The following is a 16,856-nucleotide window of genomic DNA, read 5'->3' as shown; positions in this document are numbered from 1 at the left end:
GATCATGGCGTCGCCGTCTGCGATGCCTGCCGCCCTCGATATACGGCGGTGCGGAGCTCGACGGCCCAGACATCGGCGGTCGGCATGTCGAGCGATTCGGCGACGGCGATCTCAGCCTCGACGTCGTAGGGCACGCGCACGAACTGGATCCCGAAGGGATCGTCCGCCGACTGTCCTCCTTCGAGGATCACGTAGGACGGAACGGGTGTGTCGAGCGGGTTCCCGACGCTTCCGACGTTGAACAGCGTACGTCCGTCGTTCGATTCGATGTAGGCGTCGTGGATGTCGGCGTAGCCCACCACATCGGGCAGCGGGCCGTCGCCGGTCATCTCCGTCGCCTCGAACATCGCGGAGAACTGCTCGGGCGTGTGGGCGAAGTGCACGCGGACGTGCGGGCTCTGCGCCGACGCGTGGAACAGGCGGATCCGATGACCGCTGAGGACCAGATCGACACTCAGCGGAAGCGACCGGAGCCACGCCCTGCTCGACGCCGACAGCTCATCTCGCCACCACAGCATCTCGGACGGCCCGTCGTCGGGGATGGTCGGCAGGAAGTCGTCCCAGTTGCCGCGGACGTTCACCTCGCACACGTCGCGGCAGCGCCGCACGGCGTCCTCGCCTCGTGGCCCCTTGCCCGCCGTGTCTCCGAGGTTGACGATGCGGGCGATGCCCCTGCGATGGATGTCGGCGAGCACCGCCTCGAGAGCGGTCAGGTTTCCGTGGACATCGGAGATCAGGGCGACGCGTTCGAGACTCACCCTGCCATGCTGTCAGGGCCGGACGAACTCCGCGACGATCGGCGCGAGCGACGCGCCGATGTCGGATGCCGCACGCTTGCGCCCCTTCACCTCGAAGGTGTGACCGCCACCCTCGATCCAGACGACGCGGGCGTCCTGACACGTGGAGACGACGTCATCGAACTGTGTCAGAGGTTGGATGAAGGGGTCGTTCGTGCCCTCGACGAACAGCTGCGGCGCAGCGACCGCCGGCAGGTGCTCAGCTCTCGGCTTCTCCGGTCTGCCCGGAGCGTGCAGCGGGTAGCCGAGGTAGACGAGACCGTCGACCGCCAGTCCCTCGGCCACGGCCATCGATGCCATGCGTCCGCCGTAGGACTTGCCTGTGGCCCAGATGGCGGCCTCCGCGTCGAGATCGCGCGCGAAGGCCACCGCCGCGTTCCACGTCGCGATCGCGTGCGCCGCAGGCCCCGGCATCCTGCGCCCCTGCTCCACGTAGGGGAAGTTGAACCGCAGGGTGGAGAATCCCCGGTCCGAGAGCGCATCCGAGAATCCCACGAGGAATGGATGGTCCTTGCCCGCACCGGCGCCGTGGGCGATCAGGACTGTCGCGCCGTTGTCGCCGGGCGCCCAGTCGGCAGAGACCGTCGTCACCCCGGAGGGCAGCTCGACAGGGATCTCGAGCATCAGGCCCGCAGGTACGGGATGGCGAACGGCACGCGCATGACCTTGCCGCTCGACGCACGCACCATGCCCACGATCACGAGCACGACGTGCAGCACCGAGAGCGCGAAATAGAGCGTGATGGGGATGCCGAGCGGGTAGAAGCCGGTGGTCGGCGAATCGGAGGTCAGCGCGAACAGCAGCACGAAGTGCGTGACCAGGAGCACCGTGGAGACCAGAAGGTACGTCAGCCCCCAGTTCAGCGCAGCGCGAGCGTTCTCACGCGCGACCCCGCCGTATCGACGGGACGCCCCGCCGCTCACGGCCATGGCGAGTCCGGACGCGAGTCCGCCGACGAACGGGAACGGGATGAGGATCAGCAGGCCCAGTGCCCACGGAAGCAGACCCCGCGGGGGGACGGCCGCAGGGTAGGCGCCGACGGGGTACCCCTGTACGGGGTAGGCCGGCGGCGCGTAGCCCGGTGCCGATTGCTGCGGCGCGTAGCCCGGCGCCTGAGGCGGCGCATACCCCGGGGCCTGGGGTGCCGCATACCCCGGGGCCTGCGGCGGTGCGTACGCGGAGCCCTGGGGCGGTGCGTAGCCGTGCGACTGCTGCGGGGCTGAGCCGGGCGCCGGCGGCGGGGCGTACGGGTTCACCGGACGGGCCGGCGCCGCGGGCTGCTGCCCGTCAGGGAAGGGCGGAACGGGAGGCACGGGCGGCGGTGCGGGCTGCGCCGATCGCTCGGACGGGGTCGACGGATCGCGGGGTGCGTCTGACATCAGGCGGGCTCCGCAGACTTCGGAGGAACCCCCGCGCCACCGGTCCCGGGCGCCGCGGGAGACGGCGGCTCCGGATCCGCGGGCCTCGGCGGGACGGCCGGCTCTGCAGGCGGAGTCTCACCGCCGCCCAGCGGCGGTGTCGGCTCGCTGCCGGGAGTCGGATCGGCTCCGGGCGTCGGCTCTTCGGGCGTCGGCTGTGTCGTGGTCGTCGGCTGTCCGGCCGGTTCGTGCGCGCCGGGGGTGATGCGCTCGCCGTACCGCGGCGGCTCGTCGAGGTTCACCGGTGCCCGCGCCGGTGCCGGCGTGGCCGCACCCAGGGCGAGACGGGCCTTCGCGAGCGAAGCGGCCTGGACGCGGACCTCGTAGTGATCGGCCGCGAACTGCGTGACGCTCGCGAAGTCGCGGCGTCGCCGCACGATCGCATACGTGACGAGGCTCAGAAGCATCCCGAGTGCGACGCCGATGAAGACGAATCCGACGAACAACTGGATCGGAACCTCCGGGTTGCCGATCACGAGGATCGCAGAGAGGAAGAGACCGATGAGCACGCCGTTGATCGCTCCCGATCGGGCGGCTGCTGCATAGCCCAGACGCCCGGTGATGCGCTCGACCGTCCGGACGCTCTGTCCGATGATCGCGATGTCCCGGGCGGGCACCTCCTGGGCGATCAGTTTCGACACCGTCTTCTGGGCGCCTTCGTAATCGCGTGTGGAGGCGACGATCTCGCCCTCATCGCGGCTGTCGGCTGGACGGTTCAGCATGCTCATCCCGCCATTGTTCCATGCCTTGTGGTGACAGGGCCGGGAGTGTGTCGTGCAGCGGTGCCGCCGGGGACCACCCCTGCGACACCGGCGACTACGCTGGACGAGTGAGCACACAACGGGTATTCGCCGCGCGCCTGGCTGGCTGCGCCGTCTTCGACCCCGTGGGCGACCGGCTCGGCAAAGTCCGTGATGTCGTCATCGTGTACCGAAGTACGGGTGCTCCCCGCGTCATCGGCCTCGTCGTCGAGATCCCCGGGCGCAGACAGGTCTTCCTCTCCATCGGACGGGTGACGTCGATCCGCGCGGGCCAGGTGATCAGCACCGGTCTCATCAATGTGCGCCGATTCTCACCGCGCGCCGGCGAGGTGCGCGTTCTCGCCGAGCTCCTCGGGCGTCGGGTGAGCCTCGTCGACGGCAGCGGCACCGCCGTGATCGAAGACGTCGCCATCGAGCCGAACCGCATCGGGGAATGGGCGATCAGTCAGCTCTTCCTGCGTCGACCGAAGACCAGCGCCTCTCCGTTCGCGAAGGGACCGACCACGTTCGCAGCCTGGAGCGAGGTCGCCGAGCAGCACTCCCCCGGCGAGTCCCAGTCGGCCGAGCAGCTCGTCGCGTCGTACTCGGAGCTCCACGCAGCCGACCTCGCGAACACCCTGCTCGACCTCCCCCAGCAGCGCATGATCGAGGTGGCCGAGGAGCTCTCGGACGACCGCCTGGCCGATGCCCTGGAGGAGATGCCCGAAGACGAGCAGGTGCATATCCTCGATCGACTCGGCGACGAGCGCGCCGCCGACATCCTCGACCAGATGGAACCGGACGACGCCGCGGACCTCCTCGCGCAGCTTCCGCCGAATCGTCTCGAGCAGCTGCTCGAGCTGATGGAGCCCGAAGAGGCCGAGGACGTCAGGATGCTGCTCCGTTACGGCCCCGACACGGCCGGTGGACTCATGACGCCCGAGCCGATCATCCTGTCGGCCGACGCGACAGTGGCCGAGGCGCTCGCCCTCATCCGGCGCCACGAGCTGCACCCCGCCCTTGCAGCCGCGGTCTTCGTGACCCTGCCGCCGTTCGAGACGCCGACCGGTCGGCTGCTCGGCATGGTGCACTTCCAGCGGATGCTGCGCTACCCGCCGCACGAACGTCTCGGGGCCATCATGGACGACAGCCTCGAGCCGGTGCGGGTCACCGCGTCCGCCGCTGAGGTCGCCAGGATGCTGGCGAGCTACGACCTCGTCTCGCTCCCCGTGATCGATGCCGCCCACCGACTGGTCGGCGCGATCAGCATCGACGACGTCCTCGACTACCTGCTGCCCGATGACTGGCGCACGCACGACAGCGACGAGCCGACGGTCTCCAAGGAGGTGCGCTGATGCCCCGCTCCCGCTCGCGCTCGCCTCGGCTCGACGCCCCCCTGGGCCGCGGCACCTCCCGCCAGCGCTCGACGTCTCGTGATCGCTTCGGCCGTTTCACCGAGTGGGTCGCCCGCGCCATGGGCACCCCCGCGTTCCTGCTGATCCTCACTCTGTTCTGTGTGCTCTGGATCTGCTGGAACACACTGCTGCCCGACCACCTGCGCTTCGATGACGCGGCGCTCGGTTTCACGGCCCTCACCCTCATGCTCTCGCTGCAGGCGTCGTACGCGGCCCCTCTGATCCTTCTCGCGCAGAACCGCCAGGACGACCGTGACCGGGTGCAGATCGAACAGGATCGTCAGCGGGCCGAGCGCAACCTCGCCGACACCGAGTACCTCGCCCGTGAGATCGTCGCGCTGCGGATGTCGCTCGAGGAGCGCAACAACCAGGTCGTGACCCGCGATGTGCTGCGGCAGGAGCTCAAGTCGCTGCTCGCCGAGCTCGGAGACCATGACGACGAGCCGGTCGAGCGACGCCCCCGCGGCCGCGCCGCATCATCATGAGCACCGCTGATTCCGTGCGGGCGGCCGTAGCCGCGGTCACAGATCCCGAGCTGCGACGCCCCATCGGCGATCTCGACATGGTCAGGGAGATCGACGTCGACGGTCCGCGCGCGCACGTCGCGATCGTCCTCACGATCGTCGGCTGCCCGGCTGCCGCCCGCATCGAATCGGACGTCCGCGCGGCCGCCGCCTCCGTGCCCGGGATCACCGAGGTGGACGTCGAGGTCGGTGTCATGACGCCCACCGAGCGCAAGGCGCTCACCGAGAAGCTGCGCGACGGCCGGCCGCCGCGCCAGATGCCCTTCGGCCCGGACTCGCTCACGCGGGTGATCCTCGTCTCCAGCGGCAAGGGCGGGGTCGGCAAGTCCACGGTGACGGCGAACCTCGCGGTCGCACTCGCCGCGCAGGGTCTCGCAGTCGGTCTCGTCGACGCCGATGTGCACGGCTTCTCGATCCCCGGGCTCCTCGGCATCCCCGCGGGGACACAGCCCACGCGCATCGACGACCTCATGCTCCCGCCCGTCGCCCACGGAGTGAAGACGATCTCCATCGGCATGTTCCTGCGCGACGGCGAGGCCGTGGTGGCCTGGCGCGGTCCGATGCTGCACCGCACAGTGCAGCAGTTCCTGACGGACGTGTTCTTCGGCGACCTCGACATCCTGCTGATCGACATGCCCCCCGGCACCGGCGACATCGCGATCTCGATCGGGCAGCTGTTGCCGCACGCCGAGGTGCTCGTCGTGACGACCCCGCAGGCGGCCGCATCCGACGTGGCGATCCGCAGCGGGCTGGTGGCGCGTCAGACCGGTCAGCGGGTGATCGGCGTGGTCGAGAACATGGGCGCGCTCACCCTGCCGGACGGCACCGTGATAGACCTGTTCGGCTCGGGTGGAGGTGCCGCCGTCGCAGAGGCGCTGTCCGAGACGCAGTCCGTCCCACTGCTGGCGTCGATCCCGCTCAGCCCCGCGCTGCGCTCCGGAGGCGACGACGGTGTGCCGGTCGTCCTGAGCGACGGCGCCGATGCGGCGGCGACGGCGATCCGTGATCTGGCCCGCACTCTCGCCGGACAGGGGCGCGGACTCGCCGGCCGGTCGCTTCCCATGAATGTCGGATAGGCCCGACCATGACTGTCACCGTCGATGAGCGGTTGCTTCGGGGAATGGCTCGAGATGCCGCGGTCTACGCGCTCACTCGTCCTGCGGCGATCGTGATGTGGATCGCCCTCGCTGCAGCGCTCGCGCTGAGCATCCTGAATCTGAGCGCGACCGGAGGCAACCCGGGGCTGTCGGGTCTGCTCCCCGTCGCGAGCATCGGTCTGATGGTCTATGCCGTCGTGATGACGATCGTCGGAGCACGGCGTGCCGTGCATTCGGCGACCCCGCCAGGCACCGTCGTCTGGGTGCGACTGGGCGACACTGCCCTGCACATCGGCGCGGGGCATCGCTCGTCCGACATCGACTACAGCACCTTCCAGAGCGTGCGAGCAGGCGCTGACGCGGTACTGCTCAAGCTGCGTGGCGCATCGGCGATCACCGCCATCCCCCGGTCACTGGTGACGGACGACGACCTCGCCACGCTGCGCGCGCGCATCGGCTGAGCCTTCGCAGCGGAGCTCCGCCGGGCGGAGACTCGGGCTATGTCGCTTCGGAATCGTACGGCGGAGGACTCGCGACCGAGAACTCCGGTCGCACCCTCGCCGTCCGCACCGGTTTCACCGTCGGCTCCGCAACGACTGCCTCCGCACGGGCGGGACCGGGCGCAGCGTCGTCTTCGAAGAGCGCGTCGCGGATGATGCGCCGGGGGTCGTACTGCCGTGGATCGAGTTTGCGCCAGTCGACGTCGTCGATCTCGGGCCCCATCTCGTCGCGGACACGCGATTTGGTGTCGCGGAGGAACTCGCCGGCGCGCCGAGCGAGCTTGGCGACGCTCTCGGCGTAGCGGGGCAGCCGCTCCGGTCCGATGAGAAGCACAGCGATCAGACCGATGAGCAGCAGCTTCTCGAAGGTGATCCCGAACTGCATCTGTCCAGGCTACCGCCGCGCCTGCCGTTGTGCCGCGCACCGAGCGCATACCCTGGGAGAACACATATCTCAGTCGGGAGAATCAGGCAATGAGCGAGAACGATGCGAATGCACGTTTCATCCGCGAGTCCATCGCGGAGCCGTCGCCGATCGCCCGCGCGCGTGCGCACGCCATCGAACTCGGCGCGTCGCCGATCAGCGCGGCCGTCGGCTCGCAGATCGCCGTGCTGGCCGCCGCGACCGGTGCCAGATCGATCGTCGAGATCGGCACGGGCGCCGGAGTCTCGGGGCTCTGGCTGCTGCGCGGCGCGCCGCAGGCGGTGCTGACCTCGATCGACAACGAGCCCGAGCACCTCGCCGCCGCCCGTCAGGCCTTCTCCGACGCACGCGTCCCCGCGACGAAGGCGCGTTTCATCACAGGTCGCGCGGCCGACGTGCTGCCCCGCATGAACGAGGCGTCATACGACATCGTGCTGGTCGATGCCGACCCCGAGAACGTCATCGACTACGTCGAGCATGGCCTGCGGCTGGTGCGTCGAGGCGGAATGGTTCTCGTCCCCCGCATTCTCGGAGGCGGCCGTGTCGCCGATCCGGTGCAGCGCGACGAGGTGACCTCCGCCTACCGCTCGCTCGTGCAGGAGACTCAGGAGTCATCAGCCGTGCTCGCGACCGTCTCTGCCTCCGGCGAGGGGCTGCTGCAGCTGATCAGCGTCGGCGAGAGCTGAGCCGAACACCGTCGTGAACGGACGGAAGAGGGCGACGGATCATCGATCCGTCGCCCTCTTCGTGAATCCGCGTGCGCGAATTCGAGTTCGATCAGGCGGGCGTCACGACGGCTGCCAGCACGTCGTGAAGCTCCTTCGCCTCTGCGTCGTTCACGGAGACGACCAAACGGCCGCCGCCTTCGAGCGGGACGCGCACGATGATGAGTCGCCCTTCTTTCACGGCCTCCATGGGTCCGTCTCCGGTCCTCGGCTTCATCGCTGCCATCGTGGGCTCCTTTTCCTCCGGTGGTATGCGATCAGTTTATCGGGTGTTACCGGAACCTGGATGTCCCCTATGAAGAAATGCATCAAGCCTTAACATTCACGGCACCTGCCAGAAGGTGTTCCCCAGGGCGTAGATGTGGAATATCCACAGCCACTGCCCCAGCAGGCAGACGGCCAGGACCCCGAGCCGCCAGACGCGCGAGCGCGGCACCGCGAGTGCTCCCCAGATCGGGCTCACGGGCAGCAGCAGCCGGAAGGTGCTCGACTGAGGGAAGAACACCGCGAGCAGGTAGAGGAGGTAACTCGCGCTCCACAGCCGCAGGTCGGGACCCATCGCACGCACCTGCGGCACGTAGAGCAGGGCGGCACCCGCTGCCACCACCAGGAGCGCGACGGCGACCGGCCCCCACGAGCCGGGGAGTCCCCACTGACCGAACCAGAACTGGGATGCCTGGACCCACCCTTCGAAAGGCACGAACCCGTCGACACCGCCCACGAGCCAGTTGCGACGCCAGGAGAGCTCGGTCGCCAGGTACGCACCGGGATCGCCGGTCACGACGCCGGCGATGACCTGCCACGAGAAGCCCGCGACCGTGGCGAGTGCGCCGAGCGCCACGATGTGCACGATCTCCCGCGGGGCGAGCGGATCATCCCTGCGATGCCACCAGCGGAGGATGCCGTGCAGACCCAGGTACAGCGCGAACGCGAGAATCCCCGGTCTGGTGAACGCCATCACGGGGATGAGGAGATACAGCCATGCGTAGTTCCGTCGCACCGTGGCATCGAGAGCCAGGAAGAGCAGCAGCAGGAACAGGGTCTCGGCGTACCCCACCTGGAACATCGCCGCGATCGGTCCGGAGGCGAAGAACACCACCGCCCACATCGCCGCACGCGCGCCGATCCGATCGCGCAGCAATCGGTGCAGCGCGAGACAGGCGAGGTAGCCGGCCACGAATGACAGCAGGAAGGCGCCCATCCCCCAGGACCCGAACACGAAGCCGATCGCCTTGGCGGCGAAGGCGAACACCGGCATGAACGCCCAGGCGTTCTCAGCGACGTCACCCGATTCGGTGAGCGGCAGATCCGAGGGGTATCCCTCTTCGGCGACGAGCCAGTACCACTGCGCGTCCCACCCGACGATGAAATCGGCGAGGCCCGGTTCTGCGCCGAACCTCGACAGCGATGTCGACTGCGTCGCCGCCGCGATCATCATCGCGGTCGTCACCGCGCGAGCGGCGAGGTAGATCAGGGCCACGCGCAGCGCCAGTGGCGCTGCGGCCCACCGGCGGGTCGCGGTCAGCGCGAGCTGAGCCATGCGCGCAGTCCTCGCTCGACGGCGTCGATCTGCGCGAGCGGCACGCGCTCCTCGTCATGGTGCGCGAGGTGCGGGTCTCCCGGTCCGTAGTTCACGGCGGGGATGCCGAGGGCGGAGAACCGAGCGACATCGGTCCAGCCGTACTTCGGGCGAGGCTCGGCGCCGACGGCGGCCACGAAGTCTTGGGCGATCGGCGCGTCGAGGCCCGGCCGCGCGCCTTCTGCGGCGTCCGTGATCTCCACGTCGAAGCCGGCGAGGAGGTTGCGGATGTGCGCTTCTGCATCTGCTGCCGACTTGCTCGGAGCGAACCGGTAGTTCACCTCGACCTCGCAGGCATCGGGGATCACGTTGCCTGCGACCCCGCCTGTGATGCGCACGGCGCTCATGCTCTCCCGATACAGGAGTCCGTCGACCGCGATCTCTCGTGCACGGTACTCGGCCAGGCGCGCGAGGATCGGGGCTGCCCGATGGATGGCGTTCTCACCGATCCACGCACGTGCCGCGTGCGCACGCACGCCGGTGGTGCGCACGATCGCGCGCATCGTGCCGTTGCAGCCACCCTCGACCTCGCCGTTGGACGGCTCGCCGAGGATCGCGAAGTCGGCCTGGAAGAGATCCGGCCGCACCGCGGCGAGGAGCGCCAGCCCGTTCTTCGAGGCCTCCACCTCTTCGTTGTCGTACCACATCCAGGTGATGTCGACCGAGGGCTCGGTGAGCTCGGCGGCGAGCTTCAGCTGCACAGCGGTGCCGCTCTTCATGTCGACGGTTCCCCGGCCCCAGATGTACTCGACGCCGTCGATCTCGACGTCCTTCGTCGGCACGTTGCCGTTGATCGGCACGGTGTCTATGTGTCCGGCGATCGCGACCCGCTGCGCTCGCCCGAGATCGGTGCGCGCGACGATCGTGTTGCCGTGGCGGATCACCTCGAGATGGGGGTACGCGGAGATCGCCTGCTCGATGGCATCCGCAAGCACCTTCTCGTCACCCGACACGCTCGGGATGTCGCAGATCGCACGGGTCAGGTCGACGGAGGACGCGGTCAGATCGAGCATCATGCCCCCAGCCTACTTACCCCGACATCTGGACCATCCCTCGTCGCCTGTCGCGATACCGTGGAGGTATGACTGAGGCGCGCACCGTGTGGGGTACTGGACTGTCGACGATCGCCGGTGACGGCACCGTACTGGATGCCTGGTTCCCCGAGGTTACGGCCGTCGAGCCCGGTGCCGACGACGCGGGCACCGCGCTCGCGGCGCTCGAGGAGTTCACCGGTCCGGACGAACGTCGCAACGTCTCGGTGCAGACGGTACAGCTGCAGATCGATCTCGATGCGGCGCCGACCTCGACCGCTGACGCCTATCTGCGGCTGCACACACTGTCGCACCTCCTGGTGCGACCGAACGAACTCAACCTCGACGGCATCTTCGCGCATCTGCCGAACGTGGCGTGGACGAATGCCGGCCCCATGCACCCCGTGGATGCCGCGCGGCTTCGACCCGTGCTCCAGCGCTCAGGGATCCAGGTTCAGGGGCTCGACAAGTTCCCCCGGCTCACCGACTACGTGCAGCCTGCCGGTGTGCGCATCGCAGATGCGTCGCGCGTCCGCCTGGGCGCGCACCTCTCCCCCGGCACGACCGTCATGCACGAGGGCTTCGTGAACTTCAACGCAGGCACCCTCGGTGCGTCGATGGTCGAAGGACGTATCTCCCAGGGCGTCGTGGTGGGCGACGGCAGCGACATCGGCGGCGGCTCGTCGATCATGGGCACGCTCTCGGGCGGCGGCGCACACCGCGTCTCCATCGGGGCACGCACGCTGCTGGGAGCCAACGCGGGCATCGGCATCTCGCTCGGCGATGACTGCGTCGTCGAGGCCGGACTGTACGTGACGGCCGGCACGAAGGTCGTGCTGGTCGACGGCCCGGCGACGCCTGACGGCGGCAGGAAGACCGCCAAGGGTTCCGAGCTGTCCGGACGCGACGGACTGCTGTTCCGCCGCAACTCGCTGAGCGGCGCGGTCGAAGCCGTGCAGCGCGCCGGCGTCGGTGTGACCCTCAACGACGCACTCCACGCCTGATCGCACGACTCGCTGAGAGCGGGCCGTCTCAGCCTTCTCCGGGACTGCCGTGATAGTGTCGCGGTGACGCCACTCGCACTGCGAGACGTCTGCGTCGTCGACACGCTCCCGCGCCACTTGCCTGGTTCTGGCCATTTCGAACGGCGAAACGATGCGCGATCCCGCGCCGTCGCCCACCTTCCGCACCCGGCCCCTCGGCTCGTGCGTGCATTTCTCGGAGATACTTCATGACTTCCTTCCTCGATCTCGGCGTGCCCGCCGACCTCGCCGCCGTCCTCGCGAAGGACGGCAAGACCGAGGCGTTCGCGATTCAGCGCGACACGCTTCCCGACTCGCTCGGCGGACGCGACCTCCTCGGCCGCGGCCGCACCGGCAGCGGCAAGACGATCGCCTTCGCGCTCCCCCTCGTCGCCCGCCTCGCCGCCTCGTCGCGCAAGAGCCGCCCCGGGCACCCCCGAGGACTCGTCCTCGCTCCGACCCGTGAGCTCGCGACCCAGATCGCCGCGACCATCGCGCCCCTCGCCGAGGCGAAGGGCCTGCGCGTCACCACCGTGTTCGGCGGCGTCAGCCAGCGTCCCCAGGAACAGGCCATGCGCAACGGCGTCGACATCGTCGTCGCGTGCCCCGGCCGCCTCGAAGACCTGATGAAGCAGCGGGTCGTGCAGCTCGACTCCGTCGAGGTGACTGTGCTCGACGAGGCCGATCACATGGCCGACCTCGGCTTCCTGCCGGGTGTCACCCGCATCCTCACCGCCACGCCCGCCGGCGGACAGCGCCTGCTGTTCAGCGCCACGCTGGACCGCGGCATCGACACCCTCGCCCGCCGGTTCCTCTCGAACGCCGTGAGCCACGAGGTGGACGAGGAGAGCGTGCCCGTCGGCGAGATGACGCACCGCGTGCTCGTCGTCGATTCCACCGACAACAAGACCACTCTCGTGCGCGAGCTCGCCTCGGGCACCGGTCGCCGCATCCTCTTCACCCGCACGAAGCACCAGGCGAAGAAGCTCGCGAAGCAGCTGACCGCGGCGGGCATCCCCGCTGTCGATCTGCACGGAAACCTCTCGCAGAACGCGCGTGAGCGCAACCTCGGCGCCTTCTCGTCAGATCCCGCCGACGGAGGCGTGCGCGTCCTCGTCGCGACCGACGTCGCCGCCCGTGGCGTGCACGTCGACAACGTCGACCTCGTCGTCCACGTCGACCCGCCCATGGAGCACAAGGCATACCTGCACCGCTCCGGCCGCACCGCCCGTGCGGGAGCCGCGGGAACCGTCGTCACGGTGGTCCTCCCCGAGCAGCGTCGTGATGTGAAGGACCTCCTGCGCAAGGCGTCGATCACCGCCGCGCTCGAGCCCGTCACGTCGAACGCCGTCACCGAGCTCGTCCCCGAGCGTGCGCCGCACGTTCGTCCGGCTCCGGTTCAGCCCCAGCAGCAGCAGCGTCAGTCGTCGAAGCAGCGCCCCGCCGGTGGCGAGCGCAATTCAGCGGCCAACCCGCCGTCGCGCCGCAGCCGTCGTCCGCGCTCGGGCCAGGGCGGCCAGGGCGCCACGGCCGGCAGCCGTCAGGGTGGCCAGGGCGGATCCCGCTCCGGCGGCCAGGGCGGCCGTGGTCGCGGTTCGCAGGGCCGCTGACCCGAGAGACATACAGGCGGGTGCGCCGACGCTCAGCGTCGGGGCACCCGCCTTCTTCGTCCCGCCTGCGCGAGGTCAGCCGCGAACGGCGGCCAGCACCTGCGGATCTGAGCACCCTCGGGCGAAACCGGCGATGCGCCGACGGATCTCGAACCCGAGCACCCGCGCGCCGATCCACTCGGCGATCGGCGCGAGCCAGGTCGGCTGACACGAGAAGTTGTACTTCCAGACGGCGAGCGTGCCCTCAGGCACCTCGGTGAACCGCCAGCCTCCGCCGAGCTTCGTGAAGAACCACGGCCCGGTCTCCATGACCATCCCGACGTTCCTCGGCGGGGCGTAGGACACATACCGGCTCACCATCGACAAGCCGAAGCGCTGCCTGGTGAACGTCCGCACATCCTTGGCCGCGACATCGGCGCCATCGAGGAAGTGCTGCTCACTGATGAACGGATCCCACCGGCGTCGGATCGCACCCGTCGTCTGTGAGACGGCGAAGGCCGTCGCCGGATCCACCGGCACGACGGCCTCCGCGCTCACGACAGGCATCGCGAGTCGATTCAGCGGGTCTGGAAGGTGCGCTCGGGAGATCCTGTGTAGAGCTGCTGCGGGCGACCGATCTTGGTCTGCGGGTCGAGCTGCAGCTCGCGCCACTGTGCGAGCCAACCGGGCAGACGGCCGATCGCGAACAGCACGGTGAACATGCGCGTCGGGAAGCCCATCGCCTTGTAGATCACGCCGGTGTAGAAGTCGACGTTCGGGTAGAGACGACGCTCCTTGAAGTAATCGTCGGCGAGAGCCAGCTCCTCGAGCTCCTGAGCGAGGTCGAGCAGCGGATCCGTGACGCCGAGCTCGGCGAGCACCTCGCCCGCCGCCTCCTTGACGAGCTTGGCGCGCGGGTCGTAGTTCTTGTAGACCCGGTGCCCGAAGCCCATCAGCTTCACGCCCTCTTCCTTGTTCTTCACCCGCTCGACGAAGCGCGAGACGCTCTGACCGGAATCGCGGATCTGCCCGAGCATGGTGAGCACGGCTTCGTTCGCACCGCCGTGCAGCGGGCCGGAGAGAGCCTGGATGCCGGCGGAGATCGAGGCGAACTGGTTCGCGCCCGTCGAGCCGACGAGACGCACAGTCGAGGTCGACGCGTTCTGCTCGTGGTCCTCGTGCAGGATCAGCAGCAGCTCGAGGGCCTTCGACATCACGGGGTTGACCTGATACTCCTCGGAATGCACGCCGAAGTTGAGCTTCAGGAAGTTCTCGACGAAGCCGAGCGAGTTGTCGGGGTACAGGAACGCCTGGCCGATGCTCTTCTTGTGTGCATACGCCGCGATGACCGGCAGCTTGGCCAGCATCCGGATCATGTTCAGCTCGACGTGCTCGGGGTTGTGCGGGTCGGTCTGACCCTCGTAGTAGGTCGAGAGGGCTGCGACGGCAGACGACAGCACCGACATGGGGTGCGCGGTGTGCGGAAGCGCCGAGAAGAAGCGCTTGAGGTCTTCATGCAGCAGTGTGTGCCGACGGATCTTCTCGTCGAACTCGGCGAGCTCGGCGGCGGAGGGAAGCTCGCCGTAGATGAGGAGCCAGGCGACCTCGAGGTAGCTCGTCGAACCGGCAAGCTGCTCGATCGGATACCCGCGGTAGCGCAGGATGCCCTTGTCTCCGTCGATGAACGTGATCGCGGACTTCGTCGACGCCGTGTTGACGAACCCGTAGTCGAGTCCCGTGTAACCCGTCTGCCGCGTCAGCGTCGAGAAGTCGATGCTGTCGTTGCCGGCCGTGCCGCGCACGAGTGGGAATTCAGCGGTCGTCTCGCCGATCGTCAGCTTCGCCGTCGCCTGCTGCTCTGCCGCTGCGCTCACGCGGGCCTCCTCATGGATCTTCATCAAGTCGGATGTGGCGATGTCACGGCGCTGTGCACCAGGTCAGTTCGAGATCGTCGATACACGACCGAATCGCCTTTACAGCCTAGTAGGCACACAGGCCTACTGTGACAACCGACAAAAGAACCACTGATCTGAGGCCAGAACCTACACGGCCTGTGCGTGCAGACGCCGCGCGCCCTCAGCGATCCTGTCGGAGGGAGCCGTCAGAGCCAGTCGCACGTGCTGGGTCGAGAACTCACCGTAGAACGGACCGGGACCCGCCAGGATGCCGAGATCGGCGAGCCGCTCGATGCTCGCCCACGCGTCCTGCCCCTCCGTCGCCCACAGGTAGAGCCCGGCCTCCGAGCCGTCGATCCGGAACCCCGCCGCCTCGAGCGCAGGCCGCAGCATGTCGCGTCGCGCTCGGTAGAGCGCCTTCTGAGCGGCGACGTGCTCGTCATCGCCCAGCGCCACTGCCATGGCGTGCTGCACCGGCTCTGGCGGCATCAGGCCCAGGTGCTTGCGGGCGGTGAGCAGTTCGCCGACGATGCGCGCACACCCTGCGACGAATGCCGCACGATAGCCGGCGAGATTCGACTGCTTGCTGAGCGAGTAGACGCTGAGCAGATTCGCCCTGCTGCCACCGGTCACGCGAGGATCGAGGATCGACGGAATCGGCTCAGTCGCCCAGCGGCCGTCCCAGCCGAGCTCGGCGTAGCACTCGTCGCTCGCGAGCACGGCTCCCAGCTCTCGAGCCCGCTCGACCGCAGCAGCCAGTTCCTCCACGGTCCAGGTACGGCCGTCCGGATTCCCGGGCGTGTTAATCCAGATGAGCTTGGTGCCGTCAGGCCACTCCGTCGGATCGTCGGACGGCAGCGGGGTCGCTCCCACGACGCGAGCACCCACCTCATAGGTCGGGTAGGCGATTCGGGGATGCACCACGATGTCGCTCTCCCCCAGACCCAGAAGAGTCGGCAGCAGAGCCACCAGCTCCTTCGAGCCGATGGTGGGCAGGACGTTGTCGACGGTCAGGTCGCTCACTCCCCTGCGCCGCGCGTACCACTCGACGATCGCCCCACGAAGGGCGGGAGTGCCGACGGTCTGAGGGTAGGCGTGCGCATCGGTCGCCTCCGACAGTGCCCGGCGGATCAGCTCGGGCGTCGGGTCGACGGGCGAACCGACCGACAGGTCGACGATTCCGTCCGGATGACGCGCGGCGCGTTCGCGGTAGGGAACGACCGCATCCCACGGGTAGTCGGCGAGATCGCGAACACTCACGGACTACTCGCCCTGCGGCGGGAGAGCGGCGATGATCGGGTGATCGTGTGCGATGACGCCGACCTTGGCCGCACCGCCCGGGGAGCCCACCTCGTCGAAGAACTCGACGTTGGCCTTGTAGTAGTCCTGCCACTCGTCGGGCAGGTCGTCTTCGTAGTAGATCGCCTCGACGGGGCAGACGGGTTCGCACGCGCCGCAGTCGACGCATTCGTCGGGGTGGATGTACAGCGAGCGTTCGCCCTCATAGATACAGTCAACAGGGCACTCGTCGATGCAGGCGCGATCCTTGACATCGACGCACGGGAGGGCGATCACATACGTCACCCCTCCAGTCTACGACTCGCCGCCGGTCCGATCGCCCAGGACGGGGGCACGAGGGGCGGTCGCCTCGTCTGCGCCGGGCGCCGTGCCGGATGCCGCGGCCGTCGACGCCTGCGCCTCGGTGCGAGTCGGAAGCCGCGAGAACGAGGGCCATGCGACAGCGAGGAGCACGAGCCCCGCGACGAGATAGGTCCAGATGCGACCGCTGAGCGTGTCTTCGACCACCACCGATCCCCCGGGCCCGACGCCGGAGATGAGCACCAGCATGCCGAGCATGCCGAGCCCCGCGGCGAGAGTCGCGCCTCGGTCGTGGGTGAGCGCGCGGATCGCGACGAGGATCGCGCCGCACGCGATCGCTCCGACGATGAGTCCGACGGGCACGGGCCCCCACATGAGGCTGTGACCGATCGTCCCTGCGACGCCGAACACGCCGCCGACGAGAGCCGCGGCGATCCAGGAGAACACCCGGGAGATCCATCCGATACGCACGAGTCGATCCTACGCGCGCCGCCGCGAAGG

The 16,856-nt window shown here is 68.8% G+C and carries 20 protein-coding genes; 7 read left to right on the top strand and 13 right to left on the bottom strand.

From position 1 onward, the window contains the following. Positions 1–2: 2 nt before the first annotated feature. From BMW26_RS05740 to BMW26_RS05725, 4 genes are read right to left on the bottom strand one after another with little or no spacing between them, the layout of a single operon-like run. Positions 3–758 carry a metallophosphoesterase family protein gene (locus BMW26_RS05740; RefSeq protein ID WP_053095588.1) on the bottom strand — a complete coding sequence of 252 codons (756 nt, stop codon included), beginning with the start codon at positions 756–758 and terminating at the stop codon, positions 3–5. A gap of 12 nt (positions 759–770) precedes the next feature. After that, positions 771–1,421 (bottom strand): alpha/beta hydrolase family protein, encoded by a 651-nt coding sequence (locus tag BMW26_RS05735; protein ID WP_072591006.1) that lies wholly within the window; start codon positions 1,419–1,421, stop codon positions 771–773. Then, positions 1,421–2,176 carry a DUF4870 domain-containing protein gene (locus BMW26_RS17440; protein WP_083569298.1) on the bottom strand — a complete coding sequence of 252 codons (756 nt, stop codon included), beginning with the start codon at positions 2,174–2,176 and terminating at the stop codon, positions 1,421–1,423. Before BMW26_RS17440 ends, BMW26_RS05735 begins: the two co-directional genes overlap by 1 nt. Beyond that, on the bottom strand, positions 2,176–2,943 hold the full coding sequence (locus BMW26_RS05725) for a general stress protein (RefSeq protein ID WP_230100666.1): 768 nt from the start codon (positions 2,941–2,943) through the stop codon (positions 2,176–2,178). The genes BMW26_RS17440 and BMW26_RS05725 overlap by 1 nt, the downstream gene beginning before the upstream one ends. Positions 2,944–3,044: 101 nt before the next feature. Here BMW26_RS05725 and BMW26_RS05720 point away from each other — a divergent pair, with 101 nt between their 5' ends. Genes BMW26_RS05720 through BMW26_RS05705 form a run of 4 tightly spaced genes read left to right on the top strand, consistent with a single transcriptional unit; the run spans position 3,045 to position 6,452 of the window. Next, entirely contained in the window at positions 3,045–4,310 is a 1,266-nt protein-coding gene (locus BMW26_RS05720; protein ID WP_053095585.1) for a magnesium transporter MgtE N-terminal domain-containing protein, read from the top strand. After that, positions 4,310–4,855, top strand: coding sequence for a DUF1003 domain-containing protein (locus BMW26_RS05715; protein WP_053095584.1), 546 nt, complete (start codon positions 4,310–4,312; stop codon positions 4,853–4,855). The genes BMW26_RS05720 and BMW26_RS05715 overlap by 1 nt, the downstream gene beginning before the upstream one ends. Further along, the gene (locus tag BMW26_RS05710) at positions 4,852–5,970 is read left to right on the top strand and encodes an Mrp/NBP35 family ATP-binding protein (RefSeq protein WP_056278087.1); all 1,119 of its coding nucleotides are present in this window, start codon (positions 4,852–4,854) and stop codon (positions 5,968–5,970) included. Before BMW26_RS05715 ends, BMW26_RS05710 begins: the two co-directional genes overlap by 4 nt. 8 nt (positions 5,971–5,978) lie before the next feature. Then, positions 5,979–6,452 (top strand): hypothetical protein, encoded by a 474-nt coding sequence (locus tag BMW26_RS05705; protein ID WP_082297768.1) that lies wholly within the window; start codon positions 5,979–5,981, stop codon positions 6,450–6,452. A gap of 37 nt (positions 6,453–6,489) precedes the next feature. On the opposite strand, the gene BMW26_RS05700 is transcribed toward BMW26_RS05705, so the two are convergent. Then, a complete protein-coding gene (locus tag BMW26_RS05700; protein ID WP_053095581.1) occupies positions 6,490–6,876 on the bottom strand; it encodes a twin-arginine translocase TatA/TatE family subunit in 387 nt (128 codons plus the stop codon). Between the two features lie 89 nt (positions 6,877–6,965). Here BMW26_RS05700 and BMW26_RS05695 point away from each other — a divergent pair, with 89 nt between their 5' ends. Continuing rightward, on the top strand, positions 6,966–7,601 hold the full coding sequence (locus tag BMW26_RS05695) for an O-methyltransferase (protein WP_053095580.1): 636 nt from the start codon (positions 6,966–6,968) through the stop codon (positions 7,599–7,601). Between the two features lie 91 nt (positions 7,602–7,692). On the opposite strand, the gene BMW26_RS05690 is transcribed toward BMW26_RS05695, so the two are convergent. From BMW26_RS05690 to dapE, 3 genes are all read right to left on the bottom strand, one after another. Beyond that, positions 7,693–7,866, bottom strand: a complete 174-nt coding sequence (locus BMW26_RS05690; protein WP_067122349.1) for a DUF3117 domain-containing protein — start codon at positions 7,864–7,866, stop codon at positions 7,693–7,695. A gap of 96 nt (positions 7,867–7,962) precedes the next feature. Continuing rightward, positions 7,963–9,180, bottom strand: a complete 1,218-nt coding sequence (locus tag BMW26_RS05685) for a hypothetical protein (protein WP_072591005.1) — start codon at positions 9,178–9,180, stop codon at positions 7,963–7,965. Further along, positions 9,162–10,235, bottom strand: a complete 1,074-nt coding sequence (gene dapE, locus BMW26_RS05680; RefSeq protein ID WP_072591004.1) for a succinyl-diaminopimelate desuccinylase — start codon at positions 10,233–10,235, stop codon at positions 9,162–9,164. The genes BMW26_RS05685 and dapE overlap by 19 nt, the downstream gene beginning before the upstream one ends. A gap of 65 nt (positions 10,236–10,300) precedes the next feature. Between dapE and dapD the strand changes: the two genes are divergently transcribed. Beyond that, positions 10,301–11,254, top strand: a complete 954-nt coding sequence (gene dapD, locus BMW26_RS05675) for a 2,3,4,5-tetrahydropyridine-2,6-dicarboxylate N-succinyltransferase (RefSeq protein ID WP_072591003.1) — start codon at positions 10,301–10,303, stop codon at positions 11,252–11,254. Between the two features lie 227 nt (positions 11,255–11,481). Beyond that, positions 11,482–12,882 carry a DEAD/DEAH box helicase gene (locus BMW26_RS05670; RefSeq protein WP_053095576.1) on the top strand — a complete coding sequence of 467 codons (1,401 nt, stop codon included), beginning with the start codon at positions 11,482–11,484 and terminating at the stop codon, positions 12,880–12,882. Between the two features lie 75 nt (positions 12,883–12,957). Here BMW26_RS05670 and BMW26_RS05665 read toward each other — a convergent pair whose 3' ends face one another. The 5 genes from BMW26_RS05665 to BMW26_RS05645 form a co-directional block, all read right to left on the bottom strand. Continuing rightward, positions 12,958–13,428: an SRPBCC family protein gene (locus BMW26_RS05665; RefSeq protein WP_053095575.1), complete on the bottom strand. Its 471-nt coding sequence runs from the start codon at positions 13,426–13,428 to the stop codon at positions 12,958–12,960. Between the two features lie 11 nt (positions 13,429–13,439). After that, positions 13,440–14,759, bottom strand: a complete 1,320-nt coding sequence (locus tag BMW26_RS05660) for a citrate synthase (RefSeq protein ID WP_150115050.1) — start codon at positions 14,757–14,759, stop codon at positions 13,440–13,442. A 144-nt stretch (positions 14,760–14,903) separates the two neighbouring features. Continuing rightward, positions 14,904–16,016: a succinyldiaminopimelate transaminase gene (dapC, locus tag BMW26_RS05655; RefSeq protein WP_072591002.1), complete on the bottom strand. Its 1,113-nt coding sequence runs from the start codon at positions 16,014–16,016 to the stop codon at positions 14,904–14,906. 3 nt (positions 16,017–16,019) lie between these two features. Next, a complete protein-coding gene (gene fdxA / locus BMW26_RS05650; protein WP_042542002.1) occupies positions 16,020–16,340 on the bottom strand; it encodes a ferredoxin in 321 nt (106 codons plus the stop codon). A gap of 9 nt (positions 16,341–16,349) precedes the next feature. Further along, positions 16,350–16,826, bottom strand: coding sequence for a histidinol dehydrogenase (locus tag BMW26_RS05645; protein ID WP_232224532.1), 477 nt, complete (start codon positions 16,824–16,826; stop codon positions 16,350–16,352). Positions 16,827–16,856 lie beyond the last annotated feature (30 nt).

It is taken from the genome of Microbacterium sp. 1.5R (assembly GCF_001889265.1).
Classification (GTDB): domain Bacteria; phylum Actinomycetota; class Actinomycetes; order Actinomycetales; family Microbacteriaceae; genus Microbacterium.
This window is presented reverse-complemented; position numbering and strand designations above follow the sequence as displayed.

What these genes read in the sequence shown, in the direction of transcription:
- BMW26_RS05735 (WP_072591006.1), bottom strand. Translation starts at nt 1,421, where the DNA reads ATGCTCGAGATCCCTGTCGAGCTGCCCTCCGGGGTGACGACGGTCTCT.
- BMW26_RS17440 (WP_083569298.1), bottom strand. Translation starts at nt 2,176, where the DNA reads ATGTCAGACGCACCCCGCGATCCGTCGACCCCGTCCGAGCGATCGGCG.
- BMW26_RS05725 (WP_230100666.1), bottom strand. Translation starts at nt 2,943, where the DNA reads ATGAGCATGCTGAACCGTCCAGCCGACAGCCGCGATGAGGGCGAGATC.
- BMW26_RS05715 (WP_053095584.1), top strand. Translation starts at nt 4,310, where the DNA reads ATGCCCCGCTCCCGCTCGCGCTCGCCTCGGCTCGACGCCCCCCTGGGC.
- BMW26_RS05710 (WP_056278087.1), top strand. Translation starts at nt 4,852, where the DNA reads ATGAGCACCGCTGATTCCGTGCGGGCGGCCGTAGCCGCGGTCACAGAT.
- BMW26_RS05705 (WP_082297768.1), top strand. Translation starts at nt 5,979, where the DNA reads ATGACTGTCACCGTCGATGAGCGGTTGCTTCGGGGAATGGCTCGAGAT.
- BMW26_RS05700 (WP_053095581.1), bottom strand. Translation starts at nt 6,876, where the DNA reads ATGCAGTTCGGGATCACCTTCGAGAAGCTGCTGCTCATCGGTCTGATC.
- BMW26_RS05695 (WP_053095580.1), top strand. Translation starts at nt 6,966, where the DNA reads ATGAGCGAGAACGATGCGAATGCACGTTTCATCCGCGAGTCCATCGCG.
- BMW26_RS05690 (WP_067122349.1), bottom strand. Translation starts at nt 7,866, where the DNA reads ATGGCAGCGATGAAGCCGAGGACCGGAGACGGACCCATGGAGGCCGTG.
- BMW26_RS05685 (WP_072591005.1), bottom strand. Translation starts at nt 9,180, where the DNA reads ATGGCTCAGCTCGCGCTGACCGCGACCCGCCGGTGGGCCGCAGCGCCA.
- dapE (WP_072591004.1), bottom strand. Translation starts at nt 10,235, where the DNA reads ATGATGCTCGATCTGACCGCGTCCTCCGTCGACCTGACCCGTGCGATC.
- dapD (WP_072591003.1), top strand. Translation starts at nt 10,301, where the DNA reads ATGACTGAGGCGCGCACCGTGTGGGGTACTGGACTGTCGACGATCGCC.
- BMW26_RS05670 (WP_053095576.1), top strand. Translation starts at nt 11,482, where the DNA reads ATGACTTCCTTCCTCGATCTCGGCGTGCCCGCCGACCTCGCCGCCGTC.
- BMW26_RS05665 (WP_053095575.1), bottom strand. Translation starts at nt 13,428, where the DNA reads ATGCCTGTCGTGAGCGCGGAGGCCGTCGTGCCGGTGGATCCGGCGACG.
- BMW26_RS05660 (WP_150115050.1), bottom strand. Translation starts at nt 14,759, where the DNA reads ATGAAGATCCATGAGGAGGCCCGCGTGAGCGCAGCGGCAGAGCAGCAG.